Origin of the sequence: Solibacillus sp. FSL K6-1126 (assembly GCF_038003445.1) — a bacterium.
Classification (GTDB): domain Bacteria; phylum Bacillota; class Bacilli; order Bacillales_A; family Planococcaceae; genus Solibacillus; species Solibacillus silvestris.
The window spans coordinates 2,774,974-2,796,168 of the sequence record NZ_JBBOPD010000001.1; the positions used below are offsets into that span (position 1 = coordinate 2,774,974).

21 protein-coding genes are annotated in these 21,195 nt (G+C 39.0%); 3 read left to right on the top strand and 18 right to left on the bottom strand.

Features of this window, described 5'->3' with window-relative positions; all coding sequences use genetic code 11:
- Window positions 1-21: 21 nt before the first annotated feature.
- Together MHH44_RS13810 and MHH44_RS13815 are read right to left on the bottom strand one after the other, a co-directional pair.
- A complete protein-coding gene (locus MHH44_RS13810) occupies window positions 22-537 on the bottom strand; it encodes a YqeG family HAD IIIA-type phosphatase (RefSeq protein ID WP_014823368.1) in 516 nt (171 codons plus the stop codon).
- Window positions 538-571: 34 nt separating this feature from the next.
- Entirely contained in the window at window positions 572-1,354 is a 783-nt protein-coding gene (locus MHH44_RS13815; RefSeq protein ID WP_008407630.1) for a phosphatidylserine decarboxylase, read from the bottom strand.
- Between the two features lie 167 nt (window positions 1,355-1,521).
- Here MHH44_RS13815 and pssA point away from each other — a divergent pair, with 167 nt between their 5' ends.
- Both pssA and sigK read left to right on the top strand, forming a co-directional pair.
- Complete coding sequence (pssA, locus tag MHH44_RS13820) at window positions 1,522-2,061, top strand: CDP-diacylglycerol--serine O-phosphatidyltransferase (RefSeq protein ID WP_008407632.1); 540 nt, start codon at window positions 1,522-1,524, stop codon at window positions 2,059-2,061.
- A gap of 85 nt (window positions 2,062-2,146) precedes the next feature.
- Window positions 2,147-2,848, top strand: a complete 702-nt coding sequence (gene sigK / locus MHH44_RS13825) for an RNA polymerase sporulation sigma factor SigK (protein WP_008407633.1) — start codon at window positions 2,147-2,149, stop codon at window positions 2,846-2,848.
- 106 nt (window positions 2,849-2,954) lie between these two features.
- Here the strand turns inward: sigK and mtnN are convergent, their stop codons facing one another.
- The 14 genes from mtnN to MHH44_RS13895 all read right to left on the bottom strand — a co-directional run bounded on the left by mtnN (window position 2,955) and on the right by MHH44_RS13895 (window position 16,283).
- Window positions 2,955-3,647, bottom strand: a complete 693-nt coding sequence (mtnN, locus tag MHH44_RS13830) for a 5'-methylthioadenosine/S-adenosylhomocysteine nucleosidase (protein ID WP_008407635.1) — start codon at window positions 3,645-3,647, stop codon at window positions 2,955-2,957.
- A 38-nt stretch (window positions 3,648-3,685) separates the two neighbouring features.
- A complete protein-coding gene (locus MHH44_RS13835) occupies window positions 3,686-4,366 on the bottom strand; it encodes a YrrS family protein (protein ID WP_340798867.1) in 681 nt (226 codons plus the stop codon).
- Window positions 4,367-4,497: 131 nt separating this feature from the next.
- Window positions 4,498-4,983: a transcription elongation factor GreA gene (gene greA, locus MHH44_RS13840; protein WP_008407639.1), complete on the bottom strand. Its 486-nt coding sequence runs from the start codon at window positions 4,981-4,983 to the stop codon at window positions 4,498-4,500.
- 268 nt (window positions 4,984-5,251) lie between these two features.
- Window positions 5,252-5,887, bottom strand: a complete 636-nt coding sequence (gene udk, locus MHH44_RS13845) for a uridine kinase (RefSeq protein ID WP_008407640.1) — start codon at window positions 5,885-5,887, stop codon at window positions 5,252-5,254.
- A complete protein-coding gene (locus MHH44_RS13850) occupies window positions 5,888-7,165 on the bottom strand; it encodes a peptidase U32 family protein (protein WP_008407642.1) in 1,278 nt (425 codons plus the stop codon).
- Between the two features lie 19 nt (window positions 7,166-7,184).
- On the bottom strand, window positions 7,185-8,117 hold the full coding sequence (locus MHH44_RS13855) for a peptidase U32 family protein (protein ID WP_339262494.1): 933 nt from the start codon (window positions 8,115-8,117) through the stop codon (window positions 7,185-7,187).
- A gap of 5 nt (window positions 8,118-8,122) precedes the next feature.
- Entirely contained in the window at window positions 8,123-8,755 is a 633-nt protein-coding gene (locus MHH44_RS13860) for an O-methyltransferase (RefSeq protein WP_340798868.1), read from the bottom strand.
- Between the two features lie 216 nt (window positions 8,756-8,971).
- The gene (gene mltG / locus MHH44_RS13865; RefSeq protein ID WP_008407647.1) at window positions 8,972-10,090 is read right to left on the bottom strand and encodes an endolytic transglycosylase MltG; all 1,119 of its coding nucleotides are present in this window, start codon (window positions 10,088-10,090) and stop codon (window positions 8,972-8,974) included.
- A 187-nt stretch (window positions 10,091-10,277) separates the two neighbouring features.
- On the bottom strand, window positions 10,278-10,790 hold the full coding sequence (locus MHH44_RS13870) for a DUF1292 domain-containing protein (protein WP_008407650.1): 513 nt from the start codon (window positions 10,788-10,790) through the stop codon (window positions 10,278-10,280).
- 73 nt (window positions 10,791-10,863) lie between these two features.
- Window positions 10,864-11,154, bottom strand: coding sequence for a DUF1292 domain-containing protein (locus tag MHH44_RS13875; RefSeq protein ID WP_014823362.1), 291 nt, complete (start codon window positions 11,152-11,154; stop codon window positions 10,864-10,866).
- Between the two features lie 107 nt (window positions 11,155-11,261).
- Window positions 11,262-11,678 (bottom strand): Holliday junction resolvase RuvX, encoded by a 417-nt coding sequence (ruvX, locus tag MHH44_RS13880; RefSeq protein ID WP_008407654.1) that lies wholly within the window; start codon window positions 11,676-11,678, stop codon window positions 11,262-11,264.
- Window positions 11,675-11,947: an IreB family regulatory phosphoprotein gene (locus MHH44_RS13885; protein ID WP_014823361.1), complete on the bottom strand. Its 273-nt coding sequence runs from the start codon at window positions 11,945-11,947 to the stop codon at window positions 11,675-11,677. Before MHH44_RS13885 ends, ruvX begins: the two co-directional genes overlap by 4 nt.
- 117 nt (window positions 11,948-12,064) lie before the next feature.
- Window positions 12,065-14,737, bottom strand: a complete 2,673-nt coding sequence (gene alaS, locus MHH44_RS13890) for an alanine--tRNA ligase (RefSeq protein ID WP_340798869.1) — start codon at window positions 14,735-14,737, stop codon at window positions 12,065-12,067.
- 397 nt (window positions 14,738-15,134) lie between these two features.
- On the bottom strand, window positions 15,135-16,283 hold the full coding sequence (locus MHH44_RS13895; protein WP_008407659.1) for an MFS transporter: 1,149 nt from the start codon (window positions 16,281-16,283) through the stop codon (window positions 15,135-15,137).
- Between the two features lie 104 nt (window positions 16,284-16,387).
- Here MHH44_RS13895 and yeiL point away from each other — a divergent pair, with 104 nt between their 5' ends.
- Window positions 16,388-17,056, top strand: a complete 669-nt coding sequence (gene yeiL, locus MHH44_RS13900; RefSeq protein WP_008407661.1) for a transcriptional regulator YeiL — start codon at window positions 16,388-16,390, stop codon at window positions 17,054-17,056.
- Between the two features lie 54 nt (window positions 17,057-17,110).
- Here the strand turns inward: yeiL and MHH44_RS13905 are convergent, their stop codons facing one another.
- Together MHH44_RS13905 and recD2 are read right to left on the bottom strand one after the other, a co-directional pair.
- On the bottom strand, window positions 17,111-18,322 hold the full coding sequence (locus MHH44_RS13905; protein WP_008407663.1) for a NupC/NupG family nucleoside CNT transporter: 1,212 nt from the start codon (window positions 18,320-18,322) through the stop codon (window positions 17,111-17,113).
- A gap of 335 nt (window positions 18,323-18,657) precedes the next feature.
- Window positions 18,658-21,153 carry an SF1B family DNA helicase RecD2 gene (gene recD2 / locus MHH44_RS13910; RefSeq protein ID WP_061550155.1) on the bottom strand — a complete coding sequence of 832 codons (2,496 nt, stop codon included), beginning with the start codon at window positions 21,151-21,153 and terminating at the stop codon, window positions 18,658-18,660.
- Window positions 21,154-21,195: the final 42 nt, after the last annotated feature.

The following is a 21,195-nucleotide window of genomic DNA, read 5'->3' on the forward strand; positions in this document are numbered from 1 at the left end:
GCAAAAAAACTTGGGTCGTTTTTAGTCTTCCCAAGGATACTTTCCTTTTCGCTTTAAATCGTTATATACACGACGTTCGACGAAGCGGTTAAATTTTGTAACGAGTCCATCAGAGTCAGCAACAGGACGAACTAAAAACGTATAAAGTTTTTGACGTTTTGCACCCATCACATCTGTTAATAGCTGATCTCCCAGCATCGCAACTTCATGGCGACGTAGACGCAGCTGAACAAGGGCCGCATAATATGCTGCACCTAATGGTTTTTTTGCACGAAAAATAAACGGTATGCCATGCGGTTCTGCAAACTGGCGCACCCGTGCTTCATGGTTGTTTGAGGCAATGATAATTTTTATGCCTGCTTCACGCAACATTTCAAACCATTGTACAAGCTCTTCCGTTGCATCAGCACGGTCCCATTCAACAAGCGTATTATCTAAATCTGTTATGATCCCTTTAATGCCTAAATCCTTTAATTTTTCCGGTGTAATTTCATATACACTGCGAATAAATTCATCTGGTAATAAAAAGTTGTACAAAGCCGTAACCCCTAACTCAAAATTTATTTATTCATTATACCATAGTAGCAAAGGCTTCTCCCATTTTTATCTTCGCCCCATTTGTTACATTCTCCGTAAATTCAATTGTATTTTGTTCGAATAACATTACAACAGTTGAGCCAAAAGCAAAATAGCCAACTTCTTCGCCTTTTTTCCACTGTGTGGATGTGTTCGTAAGTTCGATTGAATTCACAAATGTCGCTCCTACTTTAATGAATGCTGTATAATGATCTTTTTCATAGTTAATTTCGCTAATCATACGATAATTATGACTGATCGGTTTTTTCCCGTATTGTAAGCCCATCTGGTTAACAGGATAAGACTTTTGCCCAAGTATGTATTGTCGCGTAACAACACCATCAATCGGACTATGAATACGGTGATAATCTGCAGGACTCAAGTAAAAAACAATATATTTGCCATTATTATACCTCTTTGCCTGTGTTTCATTTCCCATTAGATCAATTAAAGAATACGGCTTATTTTTCACAGTAAACATTTCCTGATCTTCAATATTGCCGAAAGCTTCTATTTTCGCATCAACAGGACTCGCAAATATATCCGCGCGAACATCTACCGGACGCACTTCTTCTTTCAACTGACGAACAAAAAAATCATGCAGGCTCGTAAATTCTTTTGGAGATTTTGAAACTTCTTGTATGTTAATTCCGTATATTTGACTATAGCTACGAATAAAATTTTTACTTAAACGGGATTGAGCAATCTGTTGTAAAATTTTCGAAGAGATTTTACCATTTGATAGTTCTATCATATTCCGGTATAATTTTTCCTTCATTCTAGGTCCTCCGGTTTTAATTAAGTATTGATAAAGTGAACGGGATAAAAGTAAATTATATAATGACTGGCCATACAAAGATAGGTCTTAATATGAATTAACTATTACCTTTTTTTAATAGAACAAGTATAATAGAATATAGCCGATGTGCAAGGGAGTGTTTTCCAATGTTTCTACTTCAAAAAGTCGATTCAACATTTAAAAAAATAAAAGCAAATGCTGCTAATATTATTACAATTACAAATATGTCATTTGGTGGGGCTGCAATTATGGCTACATTGAATGAGTATCATAGCTATAGTGTATTATTAATTTTTATCGCTGCTTTTTTAGATCGGTATGATGGTAAAGTTGCCCGTAAATTTAATCAGGAGTCCGAATTGGGAAAACAGCTTGATTCAATGGCAGACATTATTTCCTTCGGTGTGGCACCTGCCCTTTTAATGTATGAAATGGCATTAATGAATGCAGGATTTACAGGAATGATGATGCCCGTGTTATTCATCGCTGCCGGTGCGTTGCGTTTAGCTCGATTCAATGTAATGGATTCAACAGGCTATTTTGTAGGTCTGCCAATTACAGCGGCAGGTACGTTACTAACTATTTCATATTTCTTTACAAATACGTTATCTGAAACATTTTATTTTATTCTTTTTCCGGTATTAGCATTATTAATGGTAAGTACGTTTACATTGAAAAAAGTGTAAGAGCAAAATATCGCTCTTACACTTTTTTTCATTTCTGCGCAAAATTCATCATATACTGTCGAAAAGATGAAAGGATGTTAATTGCTTGAGCGGTTTTGTGACAGCATTGGTTCAACTTTGGCTTGAGCTTCCCGCATTATTAGGCTATTTAAAAGGGCAGACGTTTTATAAACCGTTATCACGCGAGGAAGAAGAGGAAGTCATCAATCGTTTTATAAAGGGGGATGAAAGCGCTCGTGTTGAATTAATTGAGCGAAACATGCGTTTAGTTGCACATGTCGTAAAAAAATTCCATCCTTCACACGATTTGCTTGATGATTATATTTCAATTGGCACGATTGGTCTTATGAAAGCCGTGAGCAGCTTCACACCAGAAAAAAAGACACGTCTCGCCACATATGCCGCCCGATGTATCGAAAATGAAATTCTGATGCATCTTCGTGCACAAAAAAAAGTGCAAAAGGATGTCTCGTTATTTGAGCCGATTGGTATCGATAAAGATGGGCAGTCTCTTCAAATCCGGGATTTACTGCAGCTTGACGAACCTTCAACAATCGAAAAAATTGAACGACAGGAAGATTTTGCCCAACTGTATCGCTATTTAGATACATTAGATCCGCGTGAGCTCGAAATTATTTCCTACCGATATGGGCTCCAAAACTTCGACCCGCATACCCAAAAGGAAATTGCTAAAAGACTCAATATTTCACGCAGCTATGTTTCACGCATTGAAAAACGGGCACTTATTAAGCTTTACCAGCAGTTTAAGCATGGAGAGAAAGAATAAGTCTCCTTTGATTTGAAAGGAAGTTTTCAAACAAACATTAAATTTAAACATGATAAAAAAATGCCCAATCTTTTTTGTGATTGGGCATTTATCGTTTTGATCCGAATTATAATTTTGTAATAGCGTTTAATACGATTTCTGTTGAGTGTTTTGCTGCAACAGGTAAAAACTCATCAAATGACATGCTTGATTCTTGTCCTGCAATGTCTGATAGTGCACGAATGACAACAAACGGTGTATTGAATTGATGGCATACTTGCGCTACAGCCGCTGCTTCCATTTCCACGGCTTTCATTGTAGGGAAATCTTTTCGTACTGCTTCAACACGCTCAGGATTGCTCATAAATACATCGCCTGAACAAATTAGCCCTACACTGTAATTATGCTCTCCCACTTCTTTTACTGCCTGTTTTGCGACTTCCATTAAATTTTCGTCCGATTTATATGCTGCCGGCATCCCAGCCATTTGACCGATCTCATAGCCAAAAGCTGTTACATCTACATCATGGTGACGTACTTCATCCGAAATAACAATATCCCCAACTTTTAATGCTGCATCAAAACCGCCTGCAGATCCTGTATTGATGACAACTTTCGGATTAAACTTTTCCAATAGGATTGTAGTAGACATTGCCGCATTCACTTTACCGATACCGCTTTTTAAAAGTACCACTTCCTTGCCTTCATATGTACCTGTTGTGTATTCACTGTTTGCGATTGTTTCCGTTTTCGTATTTTGTAGTGCGCCTCGTAATAATTCTACTTCCTGCTCCATTGCGCCGATTACTGCTATTGTCATTTATTCATTCCTCCAATTAAACTTGCTCACTAAACGCGTTATTGTGAACCTTCCAATGTTGATAAAACTTCCACTTGAATCGGTTTCCAGCCTTCATTGTCGACCCATTCAATACTTACACGGTATTTCTGTTCTTTATCCATCGATGTGACAACGGCAATTGCATTTTCCGCGCTACCGTTATTATTCACCCGCAGCACAATACTGTTTTCCTGCTGTAAATCGATGACACTAAATATTGCTTTAAGTTTTTCTTCGTAATCAATATGCCCTTTTTCATATGTCGATACATGTTCACCAGTTTGTGCCGTCGGATAGGCCGGCCAATTCGGATTTGTAATCACTTCTTTTACTGCCGGATCATCGGAAGGAATTACCATATTATCCGATTCAGAAGTCGGCTGTTCCGTTTCATCCGAAGAGTTTTCTTCCTCTTCTGCTTCTTCCGGGACATTGGTTTCTGTTTCATTATCTTCCGTCTCCTGCCCAGCATCATCTTCCGGAACATCTGTAGCTACTTCCGCCGGTGAATCTTGTTTTTCGGCTTCGTTTTTGGGGCTTGGCTCTTGCGTAATAATAAAAATTAATGTTGCCACAATTAATACAGCGACTACGGCGATTAAGTAATTTAATCTTTTATCCGCTTTCTGAAATTTCGTCTGTTTTGATTTTTGTTCAGCATACTGTTGTCGTGTTTGAAATCGTCTTTTTCGTTCCATTTCAATTCCTCCTATGCAAACCTATTTTAGCATTAGAACATCAAAGGTTGCACGGAAATTAAACACTGAAAAGTTTTCCAGTACTTAACAAAAGAAAAGCAGCTAGCAATTTATGCTAACTGCTCCAATAATTATTTTACTTCTAAAATAATAACTTCCATTTCTCCGCCTGGTGTTGTCAGTTTTACAACATCATCCACATGCTTGCCCATCAATGCTTTAGCAATTGGAGAATCATTTGAAATTTTACCTTCCATCGGATCGGCTTCAGCTGAACCAACAATTGTGTATGATTCTTCGAAGTTTGCACGTTTACCGTTGATCAGTTCATCAAATGTAACTGTTTTACCTAAAGAAATTGTATTTGATGTTTCGTCCTCAGTAATAATAACAGCATTACGCAACATTTGTTCAATCAAAGAAATACGACCTTCCACAAATCCTTGCTCTTCTTTTGCTGAATCGTACTCAGAGTTCTCAGAAAGGTCACCGAAGCTGCGAGCTACTTTAATGCGCTCTACTACTTCCGGACGCTTTACTGTTTTTAATGTGTTTAATTCATCTTCTAATTTTTGTTTTCCATCAAGTGTCATTGGATATTGTTTTTCGTTTGACATTATTCCCACTCCTTAGTATTAACTTGAAAACGTTTACTTTTTGCGTTTTCTATTTCTATTTCTAAAAAAATACGTATAAATTTAAATGTTATTTTCACGTATTTTGTTCATAAATAACAGAAAACCCGACTACTAGTTTACGGTATGTGTAAATCCCTTCTTTTAGAAGAAGTTTACACCGTAATACGGGCAGCCGAATTTTATGATTAATTATTTATGTTGTTCTATCAATTTAAAATGTAATTATTGTAAATACTACATCATCATATTACAAGTTCGATTCAGTTTCAAGAATTGTTTTTATTTTCGTTACCATTAAGTCAATTGCAACGTTATTTTCCCCACCTTCAGGGATGATTACATCTGCATATCGCTTAGTAGGTTCAATAAACATATTGTGCATTGGACGCACTGCAGTTAAATACTGTTCGATTACCGAATCAGCTGTGCGACCGCGTTCTTTAATATCGCGTTGAATGCGTCGGATAATACGTAAATCAGAGTCCGTATCCACAAATAATTTAATATCCATTAAATCACGAAGACGCTCGTCCTCCAGCACTAAAATTCCTTCGACGATGATTACATCTTTTGGTTCCACATGAATGACTTCATCTGAACGCGTATGCTGTACATAATCATAGACCGGTTTTTCCACTGATTCATAGGCAAGTAAACGATGAATATGCTCAATCAGCAAATTATTGTCAAATGCCAGCGGATGATCATAGTTCGTTTCCAGACGCTGTTCAAACGTCATATGGCTTTGGTCTTTATAATAATAATCCTGTTCGATTACAACTACTGAATGTTCACGAAAAACATCATATATAGAACGTGTCACGCTGGTTTTACCTGAGCATGAACCACCGGCAATACCGATTACAACTGGACGGTTTGACATTTAATTATTCTCCTTTCGCATCATATCAAAATGTGATAATGAGCGATCAACTTTAAATTTAACGATTTGTAGCGGGTGGCGGGCAACATCTAGTTCATTGCCGTCTTTATCCCAAAGCTGGCCAACCGTCATTTTGAATGTATCCATATTAGGGCCGAAAAATTCAACCGTATCGCCTGTCTTGAAATAGTTACGTTGTTCCAATGTAACCATTTGAGTGTCGGCATCATAATCCATTACAAAACCAGCAAAATCCCACTTCATTTTATGTGAATGGAAACCAAACATTTGTTGCTTATAGCTTGGCTCACCTTCAAAGAATGACGAAGCAGTTGCACGGTTTGCACAGCGCGCCAATTCTTCCAGCCATTCTTTTTCAAATGTAAAGTTTTCCGGGTCTGCACAGTATGCATCAATTACTTTACGATAAACAGAAATAACTGTAGCAATATAGTGAATCGATTTCATACGGCCTTCCACTTTTAATGAGTCAATACCTAACTCAATCATGTGTGGAATGGATTCGATTAATTTCAGGTCTTTCGGGCTCATTGCAAACGGTGCTTCGCCTTCGTTAAACAATGCCACTTCTTCACCGTCATTATTTTCATATAAGTCATAATCCCAACGGCAAGACTGACAGCAGCCGCCACGGTTTGAATCACGTGCCGTCATATGGTTTGAAAGCGTACAGCGCCCTGAATAAGCGATACACATTGCACCGTGCACGAATGCTTCGATTTCAATGTCTACCTCTTCTTTCATTTTACGCATTTCTTCTCCGCCTACTTCACGTGCCAAAACAACACGCTCCAACCCTTCTTCTTTCCAGTACTTTACCGCTTTCCAGTTGGATAAAGACTGTTGTGTTGAAAGGTGGATTTCTAGAGAAGGTGCACATTTTTTACAAGTTTCAATAATTAACGGGTCTGCAACGATAATTCCTTTTACGCCTGCTCCCTCGATTGCTTGCAAATATTCTTCCAGCCCGTCCATGTTTTCATTATGAGCGAAAATATTCGTTGTTACATATACAACGGCACCGTATTTGTTTGCAAATTCAACGCCTTCCTTCATTTCTTCAATCGTGAAGTTCCCTGCGTTTGAACGTAAACCAAATTCCTGGCCACCGATAAATACAGCGTCGGCACCGTAGTGTACGGCTACTTTTAATTTTTCCAGGCTTCCTGCTGGTGCTAAAAGCTCTGGTTTTTTCGTAATTACTGTTTTCCCGTTAATTGTTTCACGGATTCTATCATTTTGAATTAATTGTAGCATACTGCGTTCGTTCTCCTTCCTAGTAAACTGTTTCCTTGTAGATGAAGCCAGTATCCAGTGGACGTAACGCTGGCTGAATTGCTTCGATTTGCTCAAATAGTTCAGATTTAATGTCATCGTACGCATCTTCACCTTGCTCAAAATACGTATCAATCGCTTGACGGTAAAGTTTTGTAACTGTCACCGTATAATCAAATGTTTGAAGGACACCATCGATTTTAAATGAATCGATGCCCGCTTCAAATAATTCATTTAACTCCTCGATAATGCACATATCATTCGGTGAGAAAATATGTGTGCCATTCATATCCTCATAGATCGGATATTTATTTTTGCGCTCTTTATCGTGAAGGAACATATTTTTGTTTTCTTTTCGATTTTCAATTTCCATCGCTTCGTCACGGTAAAGGAAATAGTTTCCTAAAAGTGAGCGCTTAGATTGGAACATACAAGTCATGCCATGTACTTGCACTTCGATTTCATGCTTTGTATTTTCTTTAATTTCAATAACTTCATCCACTGAAAGTTCACGTGCAAGTATAGCACGCTTACTTCCGCGTTCACCCCAATAGTTCACTTGGAAGAAGTTTGTTGCTGTCGTTTCCGGATTCCAATGTAACGGAATGGTTACGTTGTTTTCACGCACAGCGATAATTACGGCTGGGTCTCCGAATAATAATGCATCTACCCCAATACGCTGCATCTCCACTAAATATTCATCCAACGCATCTAAACGATCGTTGTGGAATAAGGCATTGACTGCTACATAAACCTTCTTTTCTGCAGCGTGAATCAGCTTTGTTGCTTCTTCCACCTGTGCTACCGTAAAGTCTCCAGCTAAACGTAAGCCAAATTTTTGTTCACCGATCACAAAAGCATCTGCACCTGCCTCAAGCAGTGCTGTAATATGCTCAATGGATTGTGGTGTTACTAATAATTCTGGTTTTTTCAAACTAATCACCTCTTCAAACAAATTAACAAACCATCACCGACAGGGAAAAACGCACTCGAATAATCCGGATGTGCCATAATCCAGTCTGAAAATGTTTTTAAGTTGCGAATCATCGTTCTCTTTCTTCTAGGTACTTCTTTTATATCTAAATCCGATAGTCCGTGCATATACATATTATCGATGTATAAAACGCCACCCGGTGGAACGAGTGATGCGTATTTTTCGAAAAACTTCATGTATTGCCCTTTTGCCGCATCAATAAAAACAGCATCAAAAGTAGGTGGAAGTGTTTCCATGTCTACCTCTAACGCATCGCCCTCAATTACTTGTATGCGGTTTGCCACCTCTGACCTTGCAATGAATTCCTTGGCATACTGAACCCGTGACACATCACGTTCTATCGTCACAATATGACAATTTGGCAGCGCTTGCGCCATTCGTATAGCAGAATAACCAATTGCCGTACCAATTTCCAAAATCGATTTCGGGTTTTGAATGCGTAAAATTTGATTTAGTGACTCAATCCCGGCAAGCTGCATAATCGGGACATGATTCTGTTCTGCGAAGCGTTCCATTTCCATTAGTAATTCATCACGTTCAGGAATGAAGGAAGCAATATAAGCGTCTGATAATTCCATTCGTCATTCTCCCTTTACCTGGTTGTTTGCGCTCATCTTTCATTCACAAGAAAAAAGACGAAACGAAGATGTTTGCGCCTACAAAATTGTTATATAAGGACAAAAAATCACAATTTATAATAGCATGAAAAGAAAAGGAATGCGAACAATTTACTGAATTCCATCGTAAAACGGAAATTTCAAGCCATTCGATTCCTTTTCATCCATTAAACTCTCTTAGCGTAAGTATTTTTCGATGTTCGATAAATGTTCATCATACGTTTTAGCAAAATGATTTATGCCTTCTTTATCTGCCAGGAAGTATAAATAATCCGTTTGTGAAGGGTTCAGTGCCGCTTCAATTGATGTTTTTCCGGCTCCCGCGATTGGTCCAGGCGGTAATCCAACATTTTGATACGTATTATACGGGTTGTCCACTTCCAAATCTTCATACAGCACGCGGTCTTTATGAGAGCCTAATGCATACAGTACGGTTGGGTCTGTCTGTAAAGGCATATCAATTTCTATACGGTTATAGAATACACTTGCAATCGTTTCACGGTCCGTTTGGGCAGTTGCCTCTTCTTCAAGCAGTGATGCAAATGTCAATAGTTCATGAACAGATGTTTCACGTTCTTCCAATACCGGTGTATACTCGGAAACAATCGTATTCATTGCAGTAAGCATTGTATCGATAATTTCCTCGATTGATGGATCTTCCTCAAAGAATGGATATGTTGCCGGATATAAATAACCTTCTAATGGATGACGAATATTTTCCTTTAAAATGGCCTCTGACAATAAATCAGGATACTCAGTGATCAATTGCTCCACATAAGCGGCATCCGTCACTTTTTTCATGAAGTCCTCTGCTTTGTGAGAAGTATTTTTCTGTACAATATCAGCTACTTGCTCTAGCGTTAACCCTTCTGGCACTGTCATTGTAAATACAGGCTCGCGATACACACGACCTGTCTTTAAGCTTTCAATAATTTCGTCGAGTGTCATGGATTTCGTCAAAGCATAACTGCCTGCTTGGAATTCCGATTCATTTTTAAATTTAGTGTAATATTTAAAAATCTGCGCATTCTTTACAATGCCCTTATCTTCTAAAATAGTTGATATTAATGTAATACCTGACCCCATCGGAATTTCGACTTCAACTTTTTCGTTCGATTCCGGGTCCGTTGGTTTCAATGCCGATGTCACATAGCTATATCCTGCTAAACCGACGATGGCGATAATCAGAAGAGCGACAAGCGCGATGATTCCCACAATTTTACGCACCGTTTTAACTTCTCCTTTACGCTCTTTCATTTTATTGAACATTTCTTGCTTTTTATTTTCGTCCAGCACGGGAGCCCCCCCTTTTTCTCTTTCATAATGATACATAAAAATCTCTTTCGACACAATATCGAGCGACGAAAGGTATGCAAATTCTCACTATTTGCGACGTTTTATAATAGAAAATGTTCGTTTTTGTCTAATTTTGAACAATAAAAAAACCTTACCGCCGTATATATCGTCAGTAAGGTACTTGAAATTAGTTTTGTGCTAATGAATTTAATACTTGCTCTACCATTTCCCACTCTTCGTCTGTTTCGATAGGCAGCAAGTCCGCTACTTCACCGTTGTCGCCAGCGATATAGGCAGAAGCGAATACTTCTTCAAGAACAGGCTCATCGTCTTCCATAATGGCATAGAATAAGTAATTTTTGCCGTTGCTTTCGAAGCGGTGCAAAATTTGGCACATAACTTCTTCGTCATCGTCATTCGTGATCGTGAAGTAATTTGTCTGATCTGCGCCAAACTCCGCTAGCACCGTATTCATAACCTCTTCAACCATCGCCCATTCATCATCTGTTTCAATATCCGAAAAGCCGCTCATTTCGCCATTTTCGTCAAGTACATAGCGAAGTGCAGAAATACCGGCTTCTTCATCACCGATTAATGAGAATAACACATAAGAATGCTCTTCTGAATCAAATGTAAAAACAACGCGGCATTGTTGCTCCCCGCCGTCTTCTTTTTGCAATATAAAAATATTTTCTTCCATACTATTTCCTCCCAATGAATGAATAAAACAGAGTAGGCTCAACACCCACTCTGTTTTTATCGTGTCAAATGAATTATTCTTCTTCGCCTAATTCGTCTTCGATTTGGTTTAATACTTCTTCGATTAAATCCCATTCTGCTTCTGTTTCAATCGGCGTTAATTCGCCATCTTCACCGTTTTCAGCAGGAACAAATGCAGAGGCAAAGATTTCAACTGCGCCGTCTTCATCTTCTTCTGCACCTACTAGAGAATATAATACGTATGATTTACCGAACTCTTCTGAATCGAAAGTGTGTAAAATTTCGCAAAGTTGTTCGTTGCCGTTTTCATCGACTACTGTAATGTGATTTTGTTGTTCTGACATGATCGTCACCTCTTCATAATATTTAGGCATTGGTGCCTGTTGCTGCTCAATTCATTATACATAAAGCCTTTTCGGATAAGTACAAAAATGCCTCATATAAAGCAACTTTAGTTTTTACTATCTAAATAACCTTGTAAAATCATGACAGCAGCCATTTTATCAATAACTTGCTTTCGCTTTTTACGGCTTACATCTGCTTCGATCAGCATTCGCTCAGCAGCCATTGTTGTCATACGCTCGTCCCAAAGTTTAACAGGAAAACCAAATGTATCTTCCAGCAACTTTTTATAGCTTTCGGAAGCTTCCCCGCGGGGACCGATTGTATTATTCATGTTTTTGGGGTAGCCTACAACAAATTCTGTTACATTGTGTTCCTTTACAAGCTCATTAATACGTTCAATACCAAATTCGCCTGCCGCTTCATCGATTTTTATCGTTTCGATTCCTTGCGCTGTCCACCCTAGCGCATCGCTAATTGCAACGCCGACTGTTTTCGAGCCGACGTCTAAACCCATAATTCTCATTTATCCGCCTCAGTATTCTTTCTAATATAAAATCTAACGAGTTCCTCTAAAATCTCGTCACGTTCAAGCTTGCGGATTAAATTACGTGCGTCCTGGTGGCGAGGGATGTATGCCGGGTCGCCAGATAATAAATACCCCACAATTTGATTTGTTGGATTATACCCTTTTTCCTCTAAAGCCGTATACACCTTCAGCATCACTTGCTTTACTTCTTGTTCCATGGATTCTTCTGGAAAACTGAATTTCATTGTTTTATCGAAAGAACTCAAGACCAGCACCTCGCTTTCAGCAATAGGGAGATGGAGCACTATCTCCCATCTCCATTTATATCATTATAACTTATTCCTGCAAGCACTTCAAATATGCCAGTAGTAAAATTTAGATGTTTAGAAAGATTTTACATGTTCGTAAACAGCATTCAACGCATCTTCCAATTTAGAAGCATCTTTCGCACCGGCCATCGCCATATCCGGACGACCGCCGCCTTTGCCGTCGCAAGCTTCAGCAACTTGCTTCACAATGTTTCCAGCGTGATAGTTTCCACCAACGATATCCTTCGTTACACCCGCGCATAACATGACTTTATCGCCATCGACTGCTCCAAGAACAATTACAGCTGATTCCATTTTTTCTTTTAAATCATCCATCATCTGGCGTAATTGATTATTGTCTTTTGCTTCTACACGAGTTGCAAGTACTGTTACATCACCAATTTTTTGTGCAGCATCTAATACTGCGCCAGCTTGTGCATTTGCGATTTTTTGTGACAATGAATCATTTTCGCGTTGCAGTTCTTTGTAATCTGCTTGAAGTGTTGCAACACGAGTTGCCACGTCTTTTGCATTCGATTTTAAAAGGCCTGCTGCTTCATTTAAAATTGCTTCTTCTTCTTTAATCGCTTCATATGCCGCTTTTCCTGTAACAGCCTCAATTCGGCGTGTACCTGCACCGATTCCGCTTTCGGATACGATTTTGAAAATGCCGATTTCAGATGAACGGCTTACATGCAGTCCACCGCAAAGTTCGATCGAATAATCCGAAACAGCTACAACACGGACAACATCCCCATACTTCTCACCGAACAGTGCCATTGCACCCATTGCTTTTGCAGAATCAATATCCATTTCCTGAATCACGACTTCGATATCTTCCCAAATTTTTTCGTTCACTGCACGTTCAACTTGTGCAAGCTCTTCTTTTGTTGCAGCACCAAAGTGAGAGAAGTCAAAGCGCAAACGATCTGGTCCTACATAAGAACCTGCTTGTGCTACATGGTCACCTAATACATCTTTTAATGCACGGTGCATTAAGTGTGTTGCAGTATGGTTTTTAAGGATTAATTTACGTTTTAATTCTTCAACTTTTGCAGTAGCGATATCGCCGACATTCATTTCACCCGATTCCACTACAACTGTGTGTAATGGCTGGCCGTTTGGTGCTTTTTGAACATCTTTTACAATGGCCGTGAATCCGTCTGCTTCAATGATACCTGTATCGGCAATTTGTCCACCCATTTCAGCATAGAACGGTGTTTCAGATAGAATAACCAACGCTTCTTCACCTTCGGAAGCTGTTGAAGTTTCTTGACCGTTAACAACAATTGCAGCAACTTTTGCAGAAGCTTCCAATGCATCATAAATAAATGTAGATTGCTGTGTTAAATTCGACAGAACTTCGTTTTGCACTTGCATTGAATCAACGTCAGCACGTGCATTACGCGCACGTTCACGCTGTTTTTCCATAGAAGCTTCAAAACCTTCTTGGTCAACTGTCATGCCAACTTCTTCTGCGTACTCTTCCGTTAATTCAATCGGGAAACCGAATGTATCATACAAACGGAATGCATCAGCACCCGGGATAACTGTTTCACCTTTAGCTTTTTGGCTTTCTGCAACTTCGTTGAAAATTGCTAATCCGCCATCAAGTGTTTCATGGAAACGCACTTCTTCATTTTTAATCACACGTTGAATAAATGCTTCTTTTTCTTTTACTTGCGGATAAAAATCATGCATAATCTCTCCGACAGTCGGCACTAATTCAAACATAAACGGTTTTTCGATGCCTATTTTTTTCGCATATCGAACAGCACGACGTAATAGACGACGCAATACATAGCCGCGGCCTTCATTTGATGGTAATGCACCATCCCCAATAGCAAATGCTACTGTACGGATATGGTCGGCAATTACTTTAAATGGTGTATTCACATCTTCAGTCGATCCGAAAATTTCTTTTAAATCCACTTCATGCGGACGTTTGTAACTACGGTTTGCGAACGCTTCTGTTTTTTCAATGATTGGCATGAAAAGATCTGTATCAAAGTTTGTTGGTACATTTTGTACAACAGAAACGATACGCTCAAGACCCATACCTGTATCGATGTTTTGTTTTGGAAGTGGCGTATAAGTGCCGTCCGGATTATGGTTGAATTGAGAAAATACTAGGTTCCAAATTTCAAGATAGCGCTCGTTTTCCCCGCCTGTGTACATTTCTTCTTCCGGTGCACCAACGCCGTACTCTTCACCGCGGTCATAGAAGATTTCAGAGTTTGGACCTGATGGACCTTCCCCGATATCCCAAAAGTTGCCTTCCAATCGGATTAAGCGCTCTTTCGGAATTCCGATTTCATTATGCCATACGTCATAAGCTTCCTGATCCTCCGGGTGGATAGTTACCGATAACTTTTCAGGATCGAAGCCCATCCATTTTGGATCCGTTAAAAACTCCCAAGCGTAATGAATTGATTCTTTTTTAAAGTAATCCCCAATAGAGAAGTTCCCTAACATTTCAAAGAATGTGTGGTGGCGCGCTGTTTTCCCTACGTTTTCGATGTCGTTCGTACGAATCGATTTTTGTGCGTTTGTAATGCGCGGGTTATCTGGAATAATACGTCCGTCAAAATACGGCTTTAATGTTGCCACACCTGAGTTGATCCATAAAAGCGATGGGTCATTAATTGGCACTAATGGTGCTGATGGTTCAATATGATGCCCTTTTTCTTTAAAGAAATTCAAATAAAGACGACGAATTTCAGAACCTGTCATAGTTTTTGTTGTCATGATTTTTTCCTCCTAAAATTTATTGAAGTCGATGAATTGTGGTACAGATTAATTACACCTTCACGCATATAAGCGCTTCATTTACCGGAAATTTTTATGTTCCGCAAAATGAAAACAAAAAAAGCCTCCATCCCGGTAAAGGGACGAAGACTATTATCTCGTGGTACCACCCTAATTTATAACGCGCATGCATTATATCTCAAGTGCTTGTAACGTAAGCAAACGGCAGTGGTTAGCTGCACTCTGGAGTAGCTTTCAGTATTTATTCGGGGAGATTTTTTCAGCCGGGAAATCTCTTTCTGTTCACGAAGTCCATACGTACTTGTTCCATCATCGTTTTCATTTTATTATGCTCTTCATTATAAAAAATAGACATCGTGCTGTCAATCGGCATTCCTTAATAATTAAAACGTTTTTTCGTCAGTAAAATTAAAAGGATTGCAGGCACTGTACATATAATCATTCCTAAGAACGCCAAACCTGGCTCAATTTCATAAAGTGCACCACCTAAAAGTGTAAGAATCGCTGCACTTAAACTCATTGCAAGTGCAGAATAAATCCCCTGTGCATTTGGAATTTGCTCTTGCGGTAAAGCTTTGGAAATATAGCGGATAAAGGCATAATGCGCCATTGCAAATGACAGAGCGTGTAGTGCCTGAGATAAGATAAACATCGGCATATTCGGAAATGCGTAAACTAGTATCCAACGAACACTCGAGCCAATTGCAGCAACGAGCATTAACGAAGAAGGCTTCCACTTTGTCAAAAATGTATCTGCCTTATAAAAATAAAGGATTTCAAATATTACTGCGACATTTAAAATCATTCCGATATAAAACGGATTGACATTCAGCTCCTGTAAATAAATATAGCCGTAGTTATAGTACGATGCGTGTGCCCCCTGAAGCAAAATAACAACAAACAATACGATGATGAAGCTTTTTACTTTAAATAGCCCTTTCATTGAGAGCGTTTTTCCATTTTCTTTTACCGGCACTAAACTTAATACTTGAGGTGCAGGCATAAATTGAATGATGAGTAATGCGGCCAATCCTACAATCATCATCCATAAAATCATTTGCTCACCATACATCCCGCTAATCATACTAATGATCAATACAGCGACAACAAACCCGAAAGATCCAAATGAACGTGCTTTTCCATAATGGATGGATCCATGTTGCATTAATGTGGAAGCACTGCTCTCAACAGCCGGTAGTAATGCCGGGTAAAAGGCGCTGAACAGCAATGTCATTAAAAACAGGCCGCCAAATGAATTAATCGGTATGTATAGCAGTGTCACAACTAATGAACTTGCAGTAAAAAAGATCAGCACATTTTTGTTGCTCATCACTTTTGAAACAAACGGAAAAATAAACATCGTCGAAAGTGCCCTTGCAACCAGCCCAAAACCCATTATTATGCTCGCTTCCGAAACCGTAAGCTCTTTATCATTAATAAGCCAACCCGTCCAATATGGCAGGAAAATCCCCCACGTAATAAAGAACATAAAGAAATTTTTCGCGAGCCAACGCTGATTATTCATAATCTTCATCCTTTTTTCAAATTTATTAAGTTGAATATTAACATGAGAAATACTACAATAATGTGAGAAATCTCATATTTTATTGGAAGGAGTTGCTCTATAATTTGAGAAAGTTACCAATAGATGAAAGTCTCCCCTATATCGAACAATACCCGATTTCCCAATATTTTTCGTTTGACATTGTGCCATATATCAATGTGTACGAATTCGACAAAGGGGAATTTATTTTCCATGAGCATTCTTTCCCCGACTATTTATATTACATGGTCGAAGGGAAAGCTAAATTATATATTACCCATAAAAACGGGAAAATTTCGCTCATCGATTTTATTACAGCCCCAACGTTTATGGGGGAAATGGAGCTCCTAAACGCCGAACGCTATTCTAAAGGCATTCAAACTTTGTCAAAGTCGGTATGTTTTGCGATTGCGATTCAGGAAGTGAAGGAAAAATTATTGACAGATCCTGTTTTCCTAAAAATGCTCTGTCTATTTTTAAGTCATAAAGCAACAACAGCAACAACAAAATATACGCAAAACCAGGCCTATCCTTTGGAAAACCGGTTAGCTTCATTCATTTTACTATCGTCGGATCAACAATTCTATAAAGAAAAACATACTGAAGTCTGTGATTACTTAGGTGTATCATATCGCCACCTGCTTTTTGTCCTTGCACAATTCAGCGAGGCAGGCTATATTACGAAGCAAAATCGCGGGTATATCCTGACAAATCGTTCCGAACTAGAAAAACTGGCAGCAGAAATTTCGTACTAAAAAAAGACTGCGCTAAAAATATTTTTAGCACAGTCTCTTGAATACTGAATGATATTAAATAAACATACCAGCAATTGCAGCTGATAATAATGATGCCAATGTTCCTGCAGCAACCGCTTTAATCGCAAGCTGTGCAATCATTGGACGTTTATCCGGTGCCATACCACCTAAACCACCGATTAAAATACCCATTGAACTTAAGTTTGCAAAACCACAAAGCGCAAACGAAATAATGATGCCTGTTTTGTCCGATAGCTCGCCGATAACCGGACCGAAGTTAGAGAAGGCAACAAATTCATTTAAAATTAATTTTTGACCGATAAACGAACCTGCACGTACTGCTTCATCCCAAGGAACACCGATTAAAAATGCTAGTGGAGCAAATACATAACCTAAAATACCTTCAAGTGTTACATTTTCAAAACCGAACAATCCTGTTATGCCGCCTAAAATACCGTTTAATAAGGCAATTAATGCGATGAAACTTAATAGCATTGCTCCAACATTTACTGCTAATTTCAAACCGTCAGAAGCACCAACAGCCGCTGCATCAATAACGTTTGTCGCTTCAGAATTACGCTCTAATTTAAAGTCATCTTCATTTACTTCTTCTGTTTCAGGAATCATTAACTTTGCCATTACCAATCCTGCTGGTGCAGCCATGAAACTTGCTGCCAATAAGTATTCAAGCGGAACACCTAATAAAGAATATCCGATTAATACTGAACCTGAAACCGATGCAAGTCCACCTGTCATAACCGCGAACATTTGTGATCTTGTCATTTTATTTAAAAATGGTCGAATAACAAGCGGGGCTTCAGTTTGTCCAACGAAAATATTAGCAGCAGCATTCACTGATTCTGCTTTTGTCGTACCTAATACTTTTGATAAGAAACCACCGATAATCTTAATGACAAATTGCATAATCCCTAAGTAATAAAGGACAGAGATTAAAGATGAGAAGAAAATAATAATTGTTAATACGCTCATCGCGAATACAAATCCGACATTTTCCGGATCTGCTAAACCGCCAAATACAAAGACAATCCCTTCATTGGCATAACTAACCAGCTTCTGTACACCATCAGAAAGTTGCATAAGCTTCTCACGGCCAAAAGACCATTTTAATACGATAAATGCAAAAATCAATTGGACAATTAATCCTGAAATAATAATTCTCCATTGAATTGCTTTACGGTTACTAGATAACCCGATGGCAATCGCTACGACTCCCAGAATACCTATGATTCCCCATACGAAATCCATGTATGTGCACCTTCTCCTTTAGTTTTGAAAACCTTTTCATTTTGTAATAACTGACATACAACTTCGGACGTCATATAAGTTTTTTTTCATACTAACATACCCATAGAAATAATATTAATTAATAGTTTCTTTTAAAAGTTCTGATTTTTCAGCAAAAAGTTATCATTTTTTTAGTATGTCCCGTTTTGTTTCAAACTTTTATTATATTTTAAAAACATTTTCCCTGTACACGTGAACATAAACTCATCATTTTTTAAAATTTATCCTAGATAGTACTTTTCCATAAATAAAAAAACTAGCCATTCCCATTCAATGATGAACGGAAATGGCTAGTACTATTCTTCGTTGAAATCATACGGCGATATATTTGCCATACCAATTAATGGGTGAATATATGGTGCTGTTTCTGCCGTTAAGTGATTTGGCAGGGATTCCCCGATCTTATGTGAAGCCGAAACATTCAAGAGACCGAGCTGCTCTGATGAAGGAATTTGTTTCACTTCACTTACAGACGCCTTTTTCTCTTCCAATTCCGGTGTCGCTTCCATCTTTTCTTCAGCAACAAATTCTGAATTTAAACGTGCCTTCAATGTTGTTAAGCGTGTTAAATCATCTGTTTTTGCTAAACCGCTCGCCAGTACATCCGGCTCACCACATAATATTAAAAAGTTTTTAGCACGTGTAATACCCGTATACAGTAAATTTCTTCGAAGCATTTTCGAATAGCCGCGAACAATCGGCATAATGACCGTTTGAAATTCAGAGCCTTGCGATTTATGGATCGAACAGCAATAGGCCAATGTAATCTGATTTAAATCAGCACGCTGATATGTTACTTCGATCCCATCATAGCTGACGATAAGCAAATCCTGCTTTTCCACTGTTTCCTTTGCACGGATGATGGAAATTACTTCTCCCATATCCCCGTTGAATACATTATTATCCGGCTGATTCACTAGCTGCAGCACTTTGTCCCCTATACGATAAATCGTATCACCAAAAACAAGTTCTTTTCTCGTCCCATCATTCGGATTGACGAGCTGCTGGATTTCTTTATTTAAATTATCGATGCCTGCAGGTCCTTTGTACATTGGCGCCAATACTTGAATATCTCGAATTGCCTGTCCCTTCGCAAGTGCACCTTTTACAATCTGTGTGACAACACTCGTTACTTGTGCGGCTCCAGCTTGTATAAACGAGCGGTCCGTTGTTTTTGCAGTCAACGTATCCGGAACTTTGCCTTTTTTGATTTGGTGGGCCATCTCGATAATTGTAGAACCTTCCGCTTGACGGTATATATCTGTTAATTCGACAGTCGGAATTTGTTTGGATGCAAGCAAATCCTTTAAGACTTGCCCTGGACCGACAGGCGGTAACTGATCTTGATCCCCTACAAAAACGACTTGAACATCTTCATGCAATGCTTTTAACAGTTGATGTGCCAGCCATGTATCAACCATCGACATCTCATCGATAATAATGAGACGACCTACGACTTCACGCTCTGTTTCTTCATCCTTTTCCTGACCATTAAAGCCTAACAGCCTGTGTATTGTCATAGCAGGTAAGCCAGTCGATTCCGCCAGTCTTTTCGCTGCACGTCCTGTTGGGGCTGCAAGGACAATGGGAAACGGTTCCTCTTTTTCAGCATATGTTTTTGGATTTAATGATAAGCCGTGAAGTTCCGCATATACTTCCACCAAACCTCGTACAACGGTTGTTTTTCCCGTGCCGGGTCCTCCTGTTAAAATCATGACGGCAGAATTGATTGCCGTTTCAATCGCCTGTGCCTGTGTTGGCGCATACGTCACATCATATTGTTCTTCAATATCGCCAATTGCTTTTCGGATTTCATCTTTCGTAAAACTTTCAGCTGTTTTGTTTTTTTCTTTCAGTTCATTGATCTTACTTGCAATACCCACTTCACTAAAATAGAGTGACGGTAAGTACATGCGTGTTTCCTCGCCGCAAATTTTCGATTCCTCACGCATATCGATTGCCGCTTTCGAAATCGCTTCATACGGGATTTCGATGCGCTGACTTTGTTCAAGCATATCTTTAACCATTGGAAGCACCATTTCCGCATCCAAATAAACATGTCCTTCTGATAATGCAGCATTTGTCAGTACATGGAAAATGGCAGCCTTTATTCGATCCGGGTGATTTCCCGTAATACCCAGCTTCGCACCAAGTTCATCGGCACGTATAAAACCGACCCCTTCCACTTCCTCGATTAAACGGTAAGGGTTTTCTGTCAGTAACTGAATTGTTTCTTCCCGATAAGCCTGGTAAATTTTCATCCCAAGCTGTGGCCCAAAGCCCCAATCATTCAGCCGCACCATCACCCGTTCCAGTCCAAGGTTTTCCTCGATCGTTTGGCGAATATGTAATTTTTTTTCAGCAGATAACCGGGGAACAGCATCGAGTGCTGACGGATCTTCCAGTATTTTCGTAAGAGCATCCATACCGAGCTTTTCTACAATTGTCTCTGCCGTTTTTCTGCCCACACCTGAAAATAGATCACTTGATAAATAATGGACGATTCCTTGCTCGGTTGTCGGCACTTCTTTTTCAAATGTATCAATTTGAAATTGCATCCCGTATTTCGGATGACTTTTTAACTGCCCTGTAAAGCGGTATTGTTCATCATTGACTAATTGCGGGAAGTAGCCAACAATGATGATTTCTTTTTCGTCATACTGAATGTTTGTTTCTTGAATTTTGACACGAACAATGGAGTACATATTCGTTGCATTATGAAAAATTGTTACAATCGGTCGACCTAAAATAAAGAGCTTATTTACGTCAAACAAATTTAGATTTTCCGCCATTTCCATGCCACGCTTTCTAATAAATTGTAAGCCCATTTTATC